The sequence below is a fragment of the Solirubrobacter soli DSM 22325 genome (assembly GCF_000423665.1).
In the GTDB taxonomy this organism is placed as follows: Bacteria; Actinomycetota; Thermoleophilia; order Solirubrobacterales; family Solirubrobacteraceae; genus Solirubrobacter; species Solirubrobacter soli.
In genome coordinates this window covers 772,730-788,951 of record NZ_AUIK01000001.1, presented here as the reverse complement: position 1 = coordinate 788,951, position 16,222 = coordinate 772,730, and the positions used below count along the sequence as shown (strand labels likewise).

Annotated in this window: 18 protein-coding genes; 3 read left to right on the top strand and 15 right to left on the bottom strand. The window is 71.5% G+C overall.

Features of this window, described 5'->3' with window-relative positions:
• Positions 1–12 precede the first annotated feature (12 nt).
• Positions 13–1,197 carry a hypothetical protein gene (locus tag G569_RS0103645; protein ID WP_028062414.1) on the top strand — a complete coding sequence of 395 codons (1,185 nt, stop codon included), beginning with the start codon at positions 13–15 and terminating at the stop codon, positions 1,195–1,197.
• Positions 1,198–1,201: 4 nt separating this feature from the next.
• Here G569_RS0103645 and G569_RS0103640 read toward each other — a convergent pair whose 3' ends face one another.
• The 4 genes from G569_RS0103640 to G569_RS0103625 form a co-directional block, all read right to left on the bottom strand.
• Entirely contained in the window at positions 1,202–1,588 is a 387-nt protein-coding gene (locus G569_RS0103640; protein ID WP_028062413.1) for a hypothetical protein, read from the bottom strand.
• Positions 1,585–2,853, bottom strand: coding sequence for a diaminobutyrate--2-oxoglutarate transaminase (gene ectB, locus G569_RS0103635; RefSeq protein WP_028062412.1), 1,269 nt, complete (start codon positions 2,851–2,853; stop codon positions 1,585–1,587). Before ectB ends, G569_RS0103640 begins: the two co-directional genes overlap by 4 nt.
• Before the next feature lie 76 nt (positions 2,854–2,929).
• Entirely contained in the window at positions 2,930–3,355 is a 426-nt protein-coding gene (locus G569_RS45265; RefSeq protein ID WP_053225786.1) for a nuclear transport factor 2 family protein, read from the bottom strand.
• Positions 3,352–4,410 carry a cobalamin-independent methionine synthase II family protein gene (locus G569_RS0103625; protein WP_028062411.1) on the bottom strand — a complete coding sequence of 353 codons (1,059 nt, stop codon included), beginning with the start codon at positions 4,408–4,410 and terminating at the stop codon, positions 3,352–3,354. Before G569_RS0103625 ends, G569_RS45265 begins: the two co-directional genes overlap by 4 nt.
• Positions 4,411–4,466: 56 nt before the next feature.
• Between G569_RS0103625 and G569_RS0103620 the strand changes: the two genes are divergently transcribed.
• Entirely contained in the window at positions 4,467–5,870 is a 1,404-nt protein-coding gene (locus G569_RS0103620) for a fumarylacetoacetate hydrolase family protein (protein ID WP_028062410.1), read from the top strand.
• Entirely contained in the window at positions 5,867–6,823 is a 957-nt protein-coding gene (dapA, locus tag G569_RS45260) for a 4-hydroxy-tetrahydrodipicolinate synthase (RefSeq protein ID WP_053225785.1), read from the top strand. Before G569_RS0103620 ends, dapA begins: the two co-directional genes overlap by 4 nt.
• A gap of 504 nt (positions 6,824–7,327) precedes the next feature.
• On the opposite strand, the gene G569_RS0103610 is transcribed toward dapA, so the two are convergent.
• Genes G569_RS0103610 through G569_RS0103560 form a run of 11 tightly spaced genes read right to left on the bottom strand, consistent with a single transcriptional unit; the run spans position 7,328 to position 16,210 of the window.
• The gene (locus G569_RS0103610) at positions 7,328–7,999 is read right to left on the bottom strand and encodes a GntR family transcriptional regulator (protein ID WP_028062409.1); all 672 of its coding nucleotides are present in this window, start codon (positions 7,997–7,999) and stop codon (positions 7,328–7,330) included.
• 20 nt (positions 8,000–8,019) lie between these two features.
• Positions 8,020–9,222, bottom strand: a complete 1,203-nt coding sequence (locus G569_RS0103605; protein ID WP_028062408.1) for a cytochrome P450 — start codon at positions 9,220–9,222, stop codon at positions 8,020–8,022.
• Between the two features lie 5 nt (positions 9,223–9,227).
• Positions 9,228–10,085 carry an NAD(P)-dependent oxidoreductase gene (locus G569_RS0103600; RefSeq protein ID WP_028062407.1) on the bottom strand — a complete coding sequence of 286 codons (858 nt, stop codon included), beginning with the start codon at positions 10,083–10,085 and terminating at the stop codon, positions 9,228–9,230.
• Positions 10,082–10,465, bottom strand: coding sequence for a carboxymuconolactone decarboxylase family protein (locus G569_RS0103595; protein WP_028062406.1), 384 nt, complete (start codon positions 10,463–10,465; stop codon positions 10,082–10,084). Before G569_RS0103595 ends, G569_RS0103600 begins: the two co-directional genes overlap by 4 nt.
• A complete protein-coding gene (locus G569_RS0103590) occupies positions 10,462–11,928 on the bottom strand; it encodes an aldehyde dehydrogenase family protein (protein WP_028062405.1) in 1,467 nt (488 codons plus the stop codon). Before G569_RS0103590 ends, G569_RS0103595 begins: the two co-directional genes overlap by 4 nt.
• An 8-nt stretch (positions 11,929–11,936) precedes the next feature.
• The gene (locus tag G569_RS0103585; RefSeq protein ID WP_028062404.1) at positions 11,937–13,412 is read right to left on the bottom strand and encodes a GMC oxidoreductase; all 1,476 of its coding nucleotides are present in this window, start codon (positions 13,410–13,412) and stop codon (positions 11,937–11,939) included.
• Positions 13,409–13,729: a gluconate 2-dehydrogenase subunit 3 family protein gene (locus tag G569_RS0103580; protein WP_028062403.1), complete on the bottom strand. Its 321-nt coding sequence runs from the start codon at positions 13,727–13,729 to the stop codon at positions 13,409–13,411. The genes G569_RS0103585 and G569_RS0103580 overlap by 4 nt, the downstream gene beginning before the upstream one ends.
• Positions 13,726–14,526: an N-acyl homoserine lactonase family protein gene (locus G569_RS0103575; RefSeq protein ID WP_028062402.1), complete on the bottom strand. Its 801-nt coding sequence runs from the start codon at positions 14,524–14,526 to the stop codon at positions 13,726–13,728. Before G569_RS0103575 ends, G569_RS0103580 begins: the two co-directional genes overlap by 4 nt.
• The gene (locus G569_RS0103570) at positions 14,526–15,410 is read right to left on the bottom strand and encodes an SMP-30/gluconolactonase/LRE family protein (RefSeq protein ID WP_028062401.1); all 885 of its coding nucleotides are present in this window, start codon (positions 15,408–15,410) and stop codon (positions 14,526–14,528) included. Before G569_RS0103570 ends, G569_RS0103575 begins: the two co-directional genes overlap by 1 nt.
• The gene (locus G569_RS0103565) at positions 15,411–15,881 is read right to left on the bottom strand and encodes a nuclear transport factor 2 family protein (RefSeq protein ID WP_028062400.1); all 471 of its coding nucleotides are present in this window, start codon (positions 15,879–15,881) and stop codon (positions 15,411–15,413) included.
• Entirely contained in the window at positions 15,878–16,210 is a 333-nt protein-coding gene (locus G569_RS0103560) for a hypothetical protein (protein WP_028062399.1), read from the bottom strand. Before G569_RS0103560 ends, G569_RS0103565 begins: the two co-directional genes overlap by 4 nt.
• Positions 16,211–16,222: the final 12 nt, after the last annotated feature.

The window sequence follows — 16,222 nt, the reverse complement described above, 5'->3', positions numbered from 1 at the left end:
GTCTAGGGGGTCATGTTCGAATCCACGCCCGCCCCCCGCCGCAACGTCGCGGACCGCACGGCGGCGCCACCCGCGCCGCAACCGCAGCTCCCCCGCGGTCTGCATGCGGGCGCGGTGCTGGCGCTCCAGCGCAGCGCCGGCAACCGCGCCGTGACGGGGATGCTGGCGCGCACCGCCGTCCCGGACACGGAGCCGGTCTTCGACCCGTCCAAGCCGACCGTCCTCGAGCTCCAGGAGATCGCGGACAAGTGGATCGGCCAGTACTGGGGAGCGGCCCACCAAGGGCTCGACGACTTCGACTTCGCCATGCGCGACGGCATGACCGACTACGCGCCGCTCCTGACCGCGCTGGCGGGCAACCTCCTGTGGGCGGCCGCCTGCTTCGCCACGGGGCCGACGGCGTTCGTCGTCAGCCTCGCCGGGATCGGCATCGGCATGGGCGCCCCGTACACATCCGGCAAGGTCGACGCCGGCGTGTTCCGGCGCGTCATGAGCGACACGATCGACGGCATCACCAACCATCTCAAGCAGCAGATCGTCCGGGTCGCCACCGACTCGTGGCACGAGGCCGAAGGCGGGAGCGACGTCGGCGCGCGGCTGCTGATGATGCGCCGGCTCCTGGATCCGGCGTACATCGATCCCGGCTCCCGCGACTCGATCCCGACCGTCAACCAGCCCGCGATCGCGCATCAGGTGGCGAAGTCGCTGCTGCTGCAGGCGAACGCGTACACGGCGGGGCTGCAGCACCCCTTCGGCGGCGGCCGGTTCGTCTACGAGTACGAGCTCGCCGACTACACGAGCCCGACCGGTGGCATCTATGGCGACGTGCTCAAACCGGTGGCGGACTGGAAGATCACGCCGGCCGGCACCGGCGCCTACATCCCGCAGGGCGCGGCCGCCGCCTTGGCCGAGTTGAAGAAGGATCCGATGGTGTCGGCGGCGACGAGCGGCTGGACGAAGACGATCGTCCTCAGAGACGAGCGGTCCTCGGGCACCGCGTTCTCGATCCACTTCGGCGCCGACAACACGTTCACCGCCGTCAGCCGGACCGGCCCGTTCCTTCATCTGGACCCTGGCGAGCGTGAGGCCCAGGAGGTCGTCCAACGCGTCTGGGGTGGCCCGCCTCCCGACATCGCGAGCGCTCAGCTCACGCTCCTGGACAGCATCCCCTTGCCGTTGCACGAGTTCGGCCGGTGACGCCTCAGCCGGCTCGCGTCGCCTCGTAGGTGACGATGACGGGGACGTAGAAGACGAGATCGGCCGCGAGCTTGGCCACCACGACGCCGATGACCGGCCCCAGCGAGGCGACCGCGAGCGCCATGCAGGCCGGGCGGACGAGCGCGGCGTCGAGCAGCTCCGCCGGGCCGAACTCGACGACGAGCCCGCGGGCGGCGGCGACCACCCCGCGCGCCCTCGCCTCGCGGACGAGCAGCAGTCCGTAGTACGCGACGTTGTCGCCGATCGCGGCAGCGTACGCCGCCGCCGCGGCGGTGGTCCAAAGGGCGTCGCCGAGCGCGAAGCCGGCGAACGCGCCGACGATCGCGAGGAGCTCCGCCGGCCCGTACCGGCACAGCCACCGGCGTTTCATGCGACCTCGCGCAGGTACCCGCCCGCCGCGTCGATCGCGGCCTCGATCACGTCGAGGCCGAAGGTCAGCTCGTCGAGGGAGATCGTCAGCGGCGGCATGATCTTCAGCACCGCGTCGTCCCGGCCGGCGGTCTCGATCACGAGCCCCGCGGCGAACGCGCGCTCGGCGACCTCACGGGCCAGGCCCGGCACGCCGAGGTGCAGTCCCTGCAGCAACCCGCGGCCGCGGACCTCGGCCCGGATCCCCGGTCGCAGCAGCGCGATCTCCCACAGCCGCTCGGTCACGAGGTCGCCCTTGATCCGCACCTGCTGCTGGAGCTCGGACGTCCGCCAATACTGCTCGAGCGCCGCGGTCGCGGTGACGAACGCGAGGTTGTTCCCGCGGAACGTGCCGTTGTGCTCGCCCGGCGCCCAGACGTCGAGCTCGGGGCGCAGGAGCGTGAGCGCCATCGGCAGCCCGAGGCCGCTGATCGCCTTCGAGAGGCAGACGATGTCGGGCGTGATCCCGGCCTCCTCGAAGCTGAAGAACGAGCCGCAGCGGCCGCACCCGGCCTGGATGTCGTCGACGATCAGCAGGACGCCGTGCTCTCGCGCGAGCCGCTCGAGGCCGCGGAGCCACTTGGTCGAGGCGACGTTGACGCCGCCCTCGCCCTGCACGGTCTCGACGATGAACGCCGCGGGCGTGTCGAGCCCGCTGTGGTCGTCGGCCAGGGAGCGCGCGAGCACGTCCAGCGTGTCCACGCCCGCCCCGAGGTAGCCGTCGAAGGGCATGATCGTCGCGTCGGGAAGGTCGACGCCGGCCGCGGCCCGCGCACGCCGGTTGCCGCTCACCGCCAGCGCGCCGAGCGACATCCCGTGAAAGCCGCTGGTGAACGCGACCACCCGCCGGCGCCCGGTCACCTTGCGCGCGAGCTTGAGCGCGGCCTCGACCGCGTTGGCGCCCCCCGGGCCGGGGAACTGGACCTTGTACTCGAGGCCGCGCGGACGCAGGATCACCGCCTCGAAGGTCTCGAGGAAGTCGCGCTTGGCGGCCGTGGCCATGTCGAGGCCGTGGGTGATGCCGTCCTCGGCCAGGTACTCGATCAGCTGCCGCTTCAGCCGCGGCTCGTTATGGCCGTAGTTGAGGACACCGGCACCGGCGAGGAAGTCGACGTAGGACCGGCCGTTCTCGTCGATCAGCCGGCTGCCGCGCGCGGCGGCGAACACGCGCGGGAAGTGCCGGCTGTAGCTGCGGACTTCGGACTCGAGGCGCTCAAAGGTCTTCACGCCGCCGATCGTCTTGCGAATCGTTCATGCCGACCGTGTAATCCGACATAGAACGAGCACGTCATTCGACACGGTCTTACGGGATGTCGCGCGGCGCCGCGCGGCGCGCGAACCGCCAGCCCGCGGGCGTCCGGCGCAGCTGGTCCTCGTAGTGGCCGACCATCGCCAGGTTTGGCTCGTCGCTCTCGCGCGTCACGTACACCCACGTGCTGCGCGCCGTCGCGCGGTCACCGTCCACCTCGATCTCGACGTTGGTGACGAGGTGGCGGTCGTCGCCGGCGTTGACGGTCAGCGCGCCGGTCGCCTGGAGGTCGGCGAGCATCGTGAGGATCTGGGACCGACCGCGAACCGTGAACCCGTCGGTGACGAACTCGCCGTCCTCGCCGAACAGATCCGCGTACGCGTCGAAGTCCTTCTCGTCCAGCGCGCGGCGGTACTCCATCAGCAGGTCGCGGATCGCCTCGCGGTCCTCGAGCGCCTGCAGGCGCGCCTCCACGTTCATGCGTGTCCCCACACGTCCGTGGCGACCTGCACCACCAACTCGAGCTTCGCGCGCTGCGCCTCATAGGTGATCGCGTTGCCCTCGCTGTTGGACCCGAAGCCGCACTGGGTCGAGAGCGCCAGTCGCTCCAGCGGCATGTACTGCGACGCCTCCTCGATCCGCTGCTTGAGCTCGTCCGCGCTCTCCATGTCCGAGCGCTTGGTGGTCACGAGCCCGAGCACGACGGTCTGGTCCTCGCGGGCGTGGCGCAGGGGGGAGAAGCCGCCGGAGCGCTCGTCGTCGTACTCCAGCAGCAGGCGGTCGGCGGCGGTGTGCGGGAAGATCGCGGCGGCGAACTCGTCGTAGGGCTCGGTGCCGGTGTAGTGGCTGCGGTCGTTGCCGCGGCAGATGTGCAGCGACTTCGTCACGCCCTCGATGCCGTCGAAGACGGCGTTGTCGGTCTCGACAAGATGGCGGAGCGTGGCGTTGCGGTCGGTCACGTCCTTGACGAGCTTCTGGATGTAGGCGTAGTGGGGCGCGTCGAGCTGGATGTGGTCGACGCCGGCCGCGACGAGCGCCTTCGCGTCCTCGTTGAGCAACTCCATCAGGTGCTCGCGGTACTCCTCGCGGTCCTTGTAGGCCTTGTCCGAGACGCCGTCGGTGAAGTAGTTGACCAGCAGCGACGGCGGCGGCATCGTGACCTTGACGAGCTTCTTGGTCCGTGGGCGCAGGAACTCGACCTCGTAGTCGGCGAGCGTGCCGCGCCGGCTCAGCCGGGCGACGGGCGTCGGCGTGCGCAGCTCGTGCTGGACGCCTTCCTCGTCGCGGTGGTGGCGGACGAAGCCCAGCGGATCGATGCCGTCGAGCAGGACCTCGACGGTCGAGAAGAAGAACCGGCGGCGGTACTCGCCGTCGGTGACGACGGGCAGGCCGACGTCCTCCTGGAGACGGATCGCCTCCTCGATGGCCCGGTCCTCGACCTCCCGCAGCGCGTCCTGGTCCAGACCGTCGTGGCGGGCGTCCAGCAGGTAGGTCGGGCGCAGCAGGCTGCCGAGATTGTCAGCGCGGACGGTCATCCTTGTTCTCCTCGTCGCTTTTCACATCGGAAAACGTATATGATCTTGTATCGGTGATGCCACCACCTGCCACGAAGATCATCGCCGTGCACCTCAACTACCGCAGCCGCGCGGCGCAGCGCGGCCGCACCCCGACGGTGCCGTCCTACTTCCTCAAGCCGCCGTCGTCGCTCGCCGCCGACGGCGACGTCGTCGTACGCCCCCGCGGGACCGAGCTGCTCGCGTTCGAGGGCGAGGTCGCGGTCGTGATCGGAACGCGGGCGCGCCAGGTCACGCCGGCGGAGGGCGCCGGCCACATCGGCTGGATCGCGCCCGCCAACGACATCGGCCTCTACGACCTGCGCTGGGCCGACCGCGGCTCGAACCTGATGGCCAAGGGGCACGACGGCTTCACGCCGCTCGGCGCGCCGATCGAAGTCGACGGGTTCGACCTGCGCGCGCTGACGCTCCGCACGCGGGTCAACGGCGAGGTCGTGCAGGAAGACTCGACCGCGAACCTGCTCTTCGACTTCGGCCTGCTGGTCGCCGACCTCTCGCGCTTCGTGACGCTCGAGCCGGGCGACGTGATCCTCACCGGCACGCCCGCGGGCTCGCGACCGGTGGAGCCGGGGGACGAGATCGAGGTGGAGCTCGAAGGCGTCGGCCGCGTCCGCAATCGCGTCGTGGAGTCCGAGGCGCCGCTCGCGGGCCACGGCGCGCAGCCCAAGGTCTCCGCCGCGGTGCGCGGCGAGGCGTGGGGGACCGGCGCGCCGCGCCCGTACACGCTGTCCGACGCGGCGCGCAGCGCGCTGCGCGAGGTCTCCACGGCGACGCTCACGACCCAGCTGCGCTCCCGCGGCATCGCCAACACGTTCATGGCGGGCCTGCGGCCCACCCGCCCGGACCTGCGGCTGCTCGGCTATGCGTACACGTTGCGCTACGTGCCGCTGCGGGAGGACTTCCGCGACGCCGACAAGGCCGAGCTGAACGCCCAGAAGCGGGCCGTCGAGTCGATCGGACCCGACGAGGTGCTCGTGATCGACGCGCGCGGCGAGCGGGGCGCGGGGACGATCGGCGACATCCTCGCCGCGCGGGCGCTCGCCCGCGGCGCCACGGGGATCGTCACCGACGGCGGCCTGCGCGACAGCCCGGCGCTCTGCGCGCTCGACATCCCGACGTACTACCAGGCGCCGCACGCCGCGGTGCTCGGCCTGCTCCACCACCCGCTCGAGACCAACGTGCCGATCGGCTGCGGCGGCACGCTCGTGGTGCCGGGGGACGTGATCGTCGGCGACGCCGAGGGCGTGCTCGTGCTCCCGGCGGCGCTCGCCGAGGAGGTTGCGCGCGACGCGCTCGAGCAGGAGCACCGTGAGGCGTGGGCGCTCGAGCGCGTGCAGGCCGGCGAGTCGATCCGCGGGATCTACCCCTTGTCGGAGGCGCGCCGCCCCGACTACCAGCACTGGCGCGAGGAGAACCGATGAGATTCGCCGCAGACCCGACGTCGATCCGCGGGGCGATCACGCCGCTCGTCACGCCCTTCGCCGCCGACGGGTCGCTCGACCTCGACAGCATCGCGCCGCTGATCGACTGGCAACTCGAGCAGGGCACGCACGGGATCTCCGTCGGCGGCTCCACCGGCGAGCCGACCTCGATGACCGTCGAGGAGCGGATCGCGGTGATGCGCACCGCAGCGGCCGCCATCGACGACCGCGTCCCGTTCCTCCCCGGCACCGGCAGCGCCCTGATGAGCGAGACGCTCGAACTGACCGCCGAGGCCCAGCGCCTCGGCGCGGCCGGCGCCCTGGTCGTCACGCCGTACTACGGCCGCGCCCAGCAACAGGGCCTGTTCGACTGGTACGCGCGCGTCGCCAACGAGTTCCCCGACTTCCCGCTGCTCGTCTACAACGTGCCGATCCGCGCCGCGGTCGACATCACGCCCGCCACCGTCGGCCGGCTGCGCCGCGCGTTCGACAACATCGTCGGCATCAAGGAGACCACCCGCGACTTCGAGCACGTCTCCTACGTGTTGGACGAGTGCGGCCGCGACTTCATCGCGCTGTCCGGAATCGAACTGCTCTGCTACCCGATGCTCGTGTTGGGCGGCCGCGGCCACCTCTCCTGCGTCGGCAACTTCGCCCCGCGGATCGTCGCCGACCTCTACGACGCGTTCGTCGCGGGTGACCACTCACGGGCCCAGGACCTGCACTACGCCCTGCACCCGCTCGTCGAGGCGGCGTTCATGGAGACGAACCCGGTCCCGGCGAAGTGGGTGATGGAGCGGCTCGGCCGCCTGCCGTCGGCATTCGCCCGTGAGCCGCTCGCGGCGCTCAGCGAGGCGTCGCAGACGCGGGTGAGCGCGTTGTTGGAGGGCGTGGCATCGGTGGGCGCTGTGGCGTTGCCGCCCGTGCCGGTATTCGGGAAGGGCAGCCGGTGAGGGGGGAGGGGGTTGAGAGCCAGCGGGTGCTCGAGCCTTCGTCCTGCGCGTCTATCGGCTCCCGCTCTCGCGGCGGGGTCTAAGGGAGACCGACAGTTACAGATCGTGGTACTGGACACCCCTGTCCGCTCTCGGCTGCCGTGTTCGGCGTGAGGAACGTCCATCTGCACTCCGCGGGGGGTGGCGAACGTTTCGCCCCTGTACGGGGGCGGAACGTCGAACACCCCCACGAACGCGCCAGCTCGAACAGTGCGGTTTCGGTCGAGAAGCGCCACCACCGGAGAAAGTGATCACGATCGATCTCGCATGGTCTCCGTGGACCGTGACTTGACGGTCTCCCTGCACGGCGCGGCGAGTCAGCACGGCCGGGCGCAGCGGCGGACGGCGGCACGACCGGCCGGGCCGGGCGCCGAAGCGTCCCCCTCCCTCAGTGCTTGCCTTCCCAGCGCGCGACCAGCAAGACGCACGAGCCACGCCGGCTCCAACACGAGCCCGCACAGAAAGTCAGGCGTGTTCGCGCTGCCAGGCGCGGAACGACTCGACCGTGTGGAGCTTGTGCTGGCGGGCCGCGGCCTCGATCTCGGTCGACGGGGCGCCGCTCGACAGTAGGTCGATCAGGCCGCGGTGCTCGCTGACGGACTCGGCGCCGCGGTACGGGATCTGGATGAAGACCGTGCGGCGGATCGCGTCGAGGCGGCGGGCGACGTCGTGGAGCATGGCGACCAGGGCGGCGTTGGGGCAGCGCTGGTAGATAAGGCCGTGGAACTCCTGGTTGAGGCGGCCGAAGCTGAGCGAGTCCATCTGCTCCATCGCCAGGATCATGCGGTCGTTGACCGCGGTGAGCTGCTCGATGTCGGCGGCGCTGAGCTCCGGGGCGGCGAGGGCGGTGGCGTAGCCCTCGAGAATCGCCAGGACGGTCATCTCCTCGTCGAAGACGCCCGGTTCGGCGGGTGCGACCTGGGCGCCGGCGTTGGGGCGGTAGATGACCAGCCCTTCGGCCTCGAGGCGGCGGATCGCTTCGCGCACGGGGAGGGCGGAGACCTCGAACTCCTCGGCCAGCGCGTCGATCACGACGCGGTAGCCGGGACCGTACGCGCCGCTGAGGATCCGTTCGCGGACCTCGCGGTAGACGCGCTCTTGCTTGGTGAGGTTCTTGGGCTTTGGTGTAGGGGCCATGTCTAAGCCGGGGGCCTACGCTACCGCGACCAGGTGACGTGCAGGCGAGTATGCCCACGGAAGACCCAACCGCGGATCTCCGGCGGATTATCGAGATCCGGCGCCAGCTCGTCGAGTCGTCCGAACAGCGCCGGCAGCGCCGCGCCGCCGATCTGGTGGCGGGCCATCCAGACGCCGAGGCAGAAATGATGCCCGACGCCGAACGCGACCGTGCGCTGTTTGGGCCGCCGCACGTCGAAGTGGTCGGCGTCCGCCCAGTGGCGCTCGTCACGGTTGGCTGACGCGACGAGCAGACCGAGTCGCGCGCCCGGCTCCAACATCGTGTCCGCGAGCCGCACGGGCTTGGCAACTTGGCGCGGAAACATCGCCAGCGGCGACATCCAGCGCAGCGCCTCCTCGGTGACGGTCGGCCACGCACCGGGATCCGCCGACACCAGCGCGCGGGCCTCCGGGTGGGTGAGCAACGCCCAGATCGCGAAGCCGAGCCCGTCGCGGGGCTCGTTCAGGCCACCGCCGATCATCAGTTTCGTGTTCGCGACGATCTCGTCGCGGGTCAGCGGCCGGCCGTCGCCGTCCGCGTGCACCATCGCGCTGATCACGGAGTGGTCGGGAACGGCGCGGACGCGCTCGATCGCCGCGTCGGTGGCGGCGTCGACCTGGCTCGCGGCGATCTCGCCGACCGCCCACACGTCCGGATCGTCGGCGTAGTTGGCGGTGGCGTCCATCAGCGCCTGCGACCAGAACTGCAGGTCGCGATCCGACGCGTCCGTGAAGCCGAGTACGCGACCGAGGCAGCGGGCCGCGAACGGCCCGCAGAACGCGGTCATCAGGTCGGCCGCGCCGCGCCTCTCGAAGCCGTCGATCAGCTCATCCGCGATGCGGCGGAACTCCGGCAGCCAGTTGCCCTCGATCGCCTGCGGGCTGAGCGCCGTCTGCGCCGCCCGGCGGAGCCGCCGGTGCGCGGCGCCGTCCGAGCGCAGCATCGTGCGCCCCATCACCCGCGTCTGCAGCGACGCCTCCTCCATCGCGGTGAAGGCGTCCGAGTCGCGCTCGACGGCGTCGAGGTCGTCCCAGCGGGTGACCAGCCAGCGGCCGGCGGCCTCGACCCAGACCACGCCCTCGTCACGCAGCCGGCGGTAGATCGGGTACGGGTTCTGCTCGAGCGCCTCCAGCGAGATCTCGCCCTCGTCGGAGGGCCCGGAGCCGTGCCGTGAGCCGACCAACGCACTCAATGCACGGCCTCCCCGACGTACCACGGCTTGTGCGCCTCGGAGTGATCGGCGCCCGGTGGGAGCGAGGCGATCGCCTTGGCCCAGCGCTCGTTGACGAGCTCCAGCGCCGGGGCCTCGATCCCCGCGCTGCGGGCGATGTCGGCGGCGATCGCGACGTCCTTGGCCAGCAGCTGCGCCATGAAGCCCGTCGCGTAGCGGCCGGTGACGACGTGCTCGGCGTACACGTGCTCGGTGCTGAAGCTGCGTCCCGTCGACGTGTTGACGACCGAGATCAGCGTCTCCGGGTCCAGCCCGTACGCCTGCCCGATCGCCAAGGCCTCGGCGGTCGCCGCGTACGCGGCGGCCGCGAGGTAGTTGTTCAAGGCCTTCAGCGCATGCCCCGCACCGAGCGGGCCGACCCGGAAGATGCGGTCGCCGAGCGCTTCCAGCACGGGCAGCGCGCGGGCGACCGCATCTTCGTCGTCGGACCCCACCATGATCGAGAGCGTCCCCGTCTGCGCCCGCGGCACGCCGCCGGAGACCGGCGCATCGATGAGCGCGACGGGGAGCTCGGCGCCCAGCGCACGGGTCGCCGTCGGGTTGGAGGAGCTCATGTCGACGACGACCGCGGACGGCTCGAGCGCCGCCCCCAGCCCCCAGCCGATCAGGGCGTCGCGGACGATCGCGTCGTTGGGGAGCATCGTGACCACGACGTCGCACGCGCCGAACGCGGCCGGGGAGCCGGCGTCGCCGCCGAACTCCGCGGCGCGCGCGGGGTCCGTGTCGCGGACGACCAGCTCGAAGCCGGCCGCCACGAGGTTGCGGGCCATCGGCTGGCCCATGTTGCCGAGGCCGACCAAGCCGACGACGGTCACAGCGCGCCCAGTTCCTGCAGCACGGCCTCCGCGTTGCGGAACGCGTCGACCGCCGAGGGGATCCCGCAGTAGATCGCGGAGTGCAGGAGCACCTCGCGGATCTGCTCCACGGTCACGCCGTTGGCGAGCGCGCCCTGCACGTGCACGCGGATCTCGTGCGAGCGCCCGAGCGCGATCAGCATCCCGATCGTCAGCATGCTGCGGATGTCGTGGCTGAGCTCCTGCTCGCGCCCCCACGTCTCGCCGAAGCAGTAGACGGTCACCAGGTCCTCGAGCGGACGCGTGAACGGCGTCGAGCCCTCGACCTTCTGGCGCGCCCCCGCGGGGCCCCACATCTTCTCGCGGATCTCGATCCCGCGTTCGAACAGTTGCTCGTTCATAGCGTCAACGTCACCGTCTTCTCTTCCGTGTTCGCTTCGATCCCGGCCCAGCCCAGCTCGCGCCCGACGCCGCTGGTCCGCATGCCGCCCCACGGCGTCCGCGGGTCCGGCGGCGCGCCGCCGTTGATCCAGACGCTGCCGGCACGCACGCTCGCGGCCACCTTGTGCGCCTGCGAGATGTCGCGCGTCCACACGTAGGCGGCGAGGCCGTAGCGCGTGTCGTTGGCCTGCGCGATCGCGTCCTCGACGTCGTCGAACGCCCGCACCAAGCCGACGGGGCCGAAGATCTCGTCGCGCGCGATCGAGATGTCGGCGTCGCCGCCGGCGAAGATCGTCGGCTGGACGAAGTACCCGGGCCGCTGCGGCCGCCCGCCGCCGGCGACGAGCTCGGCACCCTGCTCGCGCCCCTGCGCGATGTACCCGGTGACGCGGTCCAGCTGGCGCGCGTTGATCAGCGCGCCCATCGTCGTGCCCGGGTCGAACGGGTCGCCGAGCGACACCGCGCGCGCCGCCTCCGCGAGGCCGGCGACGACGTCGTCGTAGCGCTCGCGAGCGACCAGGATCCGCGTGCCGGCGGCGCACACCTCGCCCTGGTTGGCCCAGAGCCCGATCGCGACGCCCGGGACCACCGCGGCCGGGTCGACGTCGCCGAGGATGATCTGCGGCGACTTGCCGCCCAGCTCGAGCGTCACGCGCTTGAACTCGCGCGCCGCCTGGATGCCCACCTCGCGACCCACCTCGGGGCTGCCGGTGAACGAGACCTTGTCGACGCCCGGGTGGGCGACGAGCGCCTCGCCCGTCGAGGACCCGAGGCCCGGGATGACGTTGACGACGCCGGCCGGGAACCCGACCTCCTCGATCAGGCGCGCCAGATGCAGCGTGCTCAGCGGCGCGTCCTCGGCCGGCTTGAGCACGACCGTGTTGCCGGCCGCGAGCGCGGGCGCGAGCTTCCACGCGGCGATCAGCGTCGGCGCGTTCCAGGCCGTGATCGCGCCGACGACGCCGACGGGCTCGCGGATCGTGTACGCCTGACGCGGCTGGCCGAAGAACGGCTGCGGCGTGATCCAGCGACCCTCGATCTTGTCGGCCCAGCCCGCGAAATGGCGGAAGACGTCGACGACGTTCGGGAGGTCGACGAGCCGCGGCTCGAACGCCGGGCGGCCGACGTCGAAGCCCTCGATCGTGGCGAGCAGCTCGATGTCGCGCTCGATCAGGTCGGCGAGCCGGAACAGCAGCAGCCCGCGGTCGGCCGGCGTCGTGGCGCCCCACGCGCCGGTGGCGGCGCGCACGGCGGCGTCGACGTCCGCGTCGCTCGCGGCGGCGACGGTGGCCAGATGCTGCTCGTAGGCGGGAGCGACGACGTCGAACGTCGCACCGTCGGAGGCGTCGCGCCACTCGCCGCCGATGAACAACTGGGTCGGCACCTCGGGGACGGCGTTGCCGCCGATCTCCTGCGCCGTCATCACGCTGCTCATGCGTTCTCCTCAACGACCGTGGTTTTCGTATCAGAAAACATATCTGATCCTGCAAGCCGGGTCGCGGTGCGCCACGCCAGCGCCTGCACCGTGAGCGTCGGGTTCACGCTGCCGGTCGAGCAGAACGTCGAGGCCCCGAGCACGCCGAGGTTCGGCATCCCGTGCACGAACCCCCAGCGATCGACGACCGAGGTCGCGGGATCGTCGCCCATCGTCGTGCCGCCGTAGCAGTGGCGCGCGTCGACGAGCAACCCGTCCGGCGCCCAGGTCAGATCGGCGCCCGCCTCGCGCAGCCACTCCTCCAAGCGGGCGAGCATGAAGGCGTAGCCCTGCCGCTCGTGCTCGCCGAGCCGGTGCGTGACCCGCACGACGGGGACGCCGTGGGGATCGCGCCGCCGCGGATCGAGGTCGAGCCGGTTGTGCTCGTAGGGGAGGGTCGCGAGCTGGGCGTTAACGGTCCCGACCGACTGCGCGTTGGCCCGCAGCCACTCCTTCCAGGCCGCGCCCCAGCGCGGCACCGACGGCGGGTGCAGGCCGGACGCCGCGATCGGCTTGAACTCGTGCGACGCCGTCAGCATCGCGGCGTCGAAGTCGCGCACGCACGTCGCCTGCGACCAGAGGCCGTTGAAGAGGTTCAAACGCCGGCCCGGGAACCGGCCGTGCACGAACGGCGTCGCGTGCGCCATGTAGCCCGCGCCGACCTGGTCGCCGCCGAGCCCGGACAGCAGCAGCAGGCGAGCGTTCTCGTAGACGAAGGCGCCGAGGAGGACCGCGGCGGCGGGCTGGAAGAGCGTCCGCCCGTCCTGCACGTAGGTGACGCCGGTGGCGCGGCCGCGACGCGCCTCGATCCGCACGACCCGCGCGCCGGTGCGGACGTGCAGCCGCCCGCTCGCCTCCGCCCGCGGGATCACGGTCGCGTCGGTCGAGCCCTTGGCCATCACGTGGCAGCCGTTGCAGGTGCAGAAGCCGCAGTACGTGCAGCGCGCGGCGTCGATCGCCGCCGGCGCGGGGTGCGGATGCCAGCCGAGCCGCGTCGCGGCGTCGCTCATCAGCTCGGTCCAGCCGGTGCGGCGCAGGTCGCTCGTGACGCCGATCGCGCGCTCGGTCAGCGCGTAGTAGGGCTCGAGCTCGGCGTAGCCGATCGGCCAGTCGCGGAAGTCGTAGGAGTCCAGCCGCGCGCTCAGCCCCGGGTAGTGCAGCGTCGAGCCGCCGACGCCGTTGGCCATCAGCATCGGGTGCGGTGACTCGCCGGCCGGCTCGTCCTCCCGATATCTGAACGTCGGCAGCTCGCCGCGCGCCTTCGGCTCGGCCAGCCACTCGCGCACGTCGTTGCGGATCTCGTCGAACGTCATCTCCGCGGCGCTGCGCCGCGGGCCGGCCTCGAGCGCGACGACCTCGGCGCCCGCCGCGGTCAGCACGTCGGCCGCGATCCCGCCCGCCCCGCCCAGCCCGACGAGCACGACGTCGGTCACACGAGCTCCTGCTCGGCGGCGGTCCAGACGGGCCGCGGGCCGGGGTAGCCGAGCAGCGCCCAGCCGGCGCGGCCGATGTTCCCGCCGTACGACGGATCGCCGAACATGCCCTGGCGGGCGTGGGCGAGCAGCGGCTCGAAGAGGTCCGGCCGCTCGCGCTCGAGCGCCAGCAGCAGCGCGTCCTGGTCGGCCGCCTCCTCGAACCCCGCGAGCGCCTCCAGCGCACCGGCGAACGCGTCGCGGTGCGCCTGCATGTAGATGTCGACGCCCGCCTCGCGCGCGCCCGGGATCAAGCGTTCGGCGATCGCCGCGATCACGAATAGAACTCGGGCGCCCGCTTGAACTCGTCCCACAGGCCCGGGTCGTGACCGGTGACGACGATCGCGTCGCGCCGCCACGCCAGCCGCTTGAGCCGGCTCAGCGAGCGCGCGGTGTCGGCCGCCGAGAACATGAACCCGGGCAGCGCGCCGTTGTCCCAGTGGTCGCGCGCGTTGGCGGCGTCGCCGCACAGGAGGTACGTGTCGCCGCTGGGCAGGTTGACCTCGAAGGACATGTGGCCCGCCGAGTGGCCCGGCGAACGCCAGCCGATCAGCGTGCCGTCGCCGTAGACGTCGTAGCCGTCCTCGGCGTCCTCGAGGATCGCCCACGGGACGCCGGGCTTGGCGTAGTCGGCGAGCACGTAGCTGATGCGCGTGAGCGGGTCGGGCGCGTGCGCGTGGTCGTACTCGGCGCGCGTCACGAGCACCTCGGCGTTCGGCAGCCGGTCGATCACCGCGACGCCCCCGGTGTGATCCAGGTGCAGGTGCGTCTGGACGACCCAGCGGATGCTCGCCGGGTCGATCCCCACGCGCTCAAGCGACGGCAGCAACGCCTGGTCGGGGCGCATCACCGGCGTCGACATCTCCGTGATCGGGCCCCAGTGCTTGGCGGCGTCGACGGCGACCTCCGGCGGGTTGCCGCCGTCGATGACGGCGTTCCCGCGCGGGTGGGTGAGCAGGAAGAACGGCGTCGGCGTGGTGATCATCTCGCCGTCGCCGCCCTTGCCGAACGTGAAGTTGCGCAGCGGCAGGTGGGTGATGCCGCCGTCGAACATGTACAGCCGGATGTCGCTCATCACGACCCCGGCAGCGGCGGCGGACCGACCTTCGTGCGCACCACGTGGACGGTGGTCGAGGTCATCAGGAACAGCGAGTGCATGTCCTCACCGCCCCACGCGAGGCTCCCGCACACCTCCGGCGTCGCCACGGTGCCGAGGTGCTCGCCCTCTGGGGTGAGCACCCAGACGCCGCCCGGACCGGTGACCCAGACGTTCCCGTGCTCATCGCACTCCATCCCGTCGACGTTGCCGTCGCGCGGGATGCCGGACCCGATGTTCTCGGCGAACAGGCGCCCGTTGCTCAGCGACCCGTCGGGCGCGACGTCGAACACCTTGACGTAGCGCTGCGAGGAGTCGTTGACGTAGAGCAGCGTCTCGTCCGGGGAGAACGTGATCCCGTTGGGCTGGTCGAACTCGTCCTGGGCGACCACCAGGTGCAGCTCACCGTCGGGGGCGATCCGGTAGACGCCGCGGAAGCCCAGCAGCTTCGTGCGCTCGAGCCCGATCCAGTCGTTCCAGCGCCCGTAGTCGGGGTCCGTGAAGTAGATGCTGCCGTCCGAACGCGTGACGAGGTCGTTCGGGCTGTTGAGGTAGACGCCGTTGTAGTGGTAGGCGATCACCTCGCGCCGGCCGTTCTCGAACCGCGCCACGCAACTCGACAGGCCCTCGCAGGCGACGATCCGGCCTTCCGTGTCGAGCGCCAGCCCACTGGCCTTGAACATCGGCTGGAGCGAGACCTCCATCCCGCGCTCCTCGGTCCAGCGCCAGCGCACGTCGCTGGGGATGTCGACGAACTCCAGGCAGTTGCGTGAGGCGACCCAGACCGGGCCCTCGGTGAACTGGTAGCCCTCGCCGAGCTTGCGCAGCTCAGCCCCCGGCTCGATCAGATCCGCGAGCTCCATCTAGACCCCCTCCGTGCGCATCGTGGCGCCGCTGACCCCGACCGCCGTGTCGGACATCGGCGGCGGCCCCGGCTTGAACTGCAGCGGCGTCTCCTCACGCCGGGCGAACAGCCAGCGCCCGTCGCGCCGCACCAGCGAGTCGCGGTAGCGCGCGACGATCGCGTTCTCGAAGTTCTGCGGGATCCACACCACGTCCGTGTACGCCGTGGCGCTCTCGCCGTCGGGCGCGAGCTCGATCAGCGGCGGCGAGTTCATGTGCTTGCCGCCGTAGTCGTCGGGCAGGCACGTCGTGAGGAACTCGAGCATCGCGTCGCGGCCCTCGAACGCCTGCTGACCGACGACGGCGAACGCCGCGTCCTCGGTCCAGAGCGTGCCGAATCGATCCCAGTCCTTGTCGTCGAAGCTGATCGCGTAGGTGGCGATCAGCGCGCGGATCTGCTCCAGCGAGAGCAGCCGGTCGACGTCGTTCATGGATCGATCCGGTCGCTGACCGGCGAGCAGTCCCAGCTCTGGAACGTGATCTCGCGGAACCACTCCGGGAGTTGGATCTGGCCGAGGCCGATGCGGCGGTCGAGGTCGTCGCGCCAGGTGTGCTGCTCGCCCTCGTACTCGTAGAGCGCGAGGTGGGTGAGCGGCGTGTCGTCCCCGCGCGCCGGGGTCACGGCGAAGCGGCGTGCGCTGATGAAGCCCGGCGACTGGATGTTCTCGCGCGCGTGGATGTCGTACCAGCGCTGGTACTCCTCCTCGGAGACGCGGTCCGGCGGCCTGCTGAACACCAGGTAGAGGTTGCGCGTTCCCATAAAGGAGATCCT

Coding starts and splice junctions, on each gene's coding strand:
- G569_RS0103645 (WP_028062414.1), top strand. CDS start 13: ATGTTCGAATCCACGCCCGCCCCCCGCCGCAACGTCGCGGACCGCACG.
- G569_RS0103640 (WP_028062413.1), bottom strand. CDS start 1,588: ATGAAACGCCGGTGGCTGTGCCGGTACGGGCCGGCGGAGCTCCTCGCG.
- G569_RS45265 (WP_053225786.1), bottom strand. CDS start 3,355: ATGAACGTGGAGGCGCGCCTGCAGGCGCTCGAGGACCGCGAGGCGATC.
- G569_RS0103625 (WP_028062411.1), bottom strand. CDS start 4,410: ATGACCGTCCGCGCTGACAATCTCGGCAGCCTGCTGCGCCCGACCTAC.
- G569_RS0103620 (WP_028062410.1), top strand. CDS start 4,467: ATGCCACCACCTGCCACGAAGATCATCGCCGTGCACCTCAACTACCGC.
- dapA (WP_053225785.1), top strand. CDS start 5,867: ATGAGATTCGCCGCAGACCCGACGTCGATCCGCGGGGCGATCACGCCG.
- G569_RS0103610 (WP_028062409.1), bottom strand. CDS start 7,999: ATGGCCCCTACACCAAAGCCCAAGAACCTCACCAAGCAAGAGCGCGTC.
- G569_RS0103595 (WP_028062406.1), bottom strand. CDS start 10,465: ATGAACGAGCAACTGTTCGAACGCGGGATCGAGATCCGCGAGAAGATG.
- G569_RS0103590 (WP_028062405.1), bottom strand. CDS start 11,928: ATGACGGCGCAGGAGATCGGCGGCAACGCCGTCCCCGAGGTGCCGACC.
- G569_RS0103575 (WP_028062402.1), bottom strand. CDS start 14,526: ATGAGCGACATCCGGCTGTACATGTTCGACGGCGGCATCACCCACCTG.
- G569_RS0103570 (WP_028062401.1), bottom strand. CDS start 15,410: ATGGAGCTCGCGGATCTGATCGAGCCGGGGGCTGAGCTGCGCAAGCTC.
- G569_RS0103565 (WP_028062400.1), bottom strand. CDS start 15,881: ATGAACGACGTCGACCGGCTGCTCTCGCTGGAGCAGATCCGCGCGCTG.
- G569_RS0103560 (WP_028062399.1), bottom strand. CDS start 16,210: ATGGGAACGCGCAACCTCTACCTGGTGTTCAGCAGGCCGCCGGACCGC.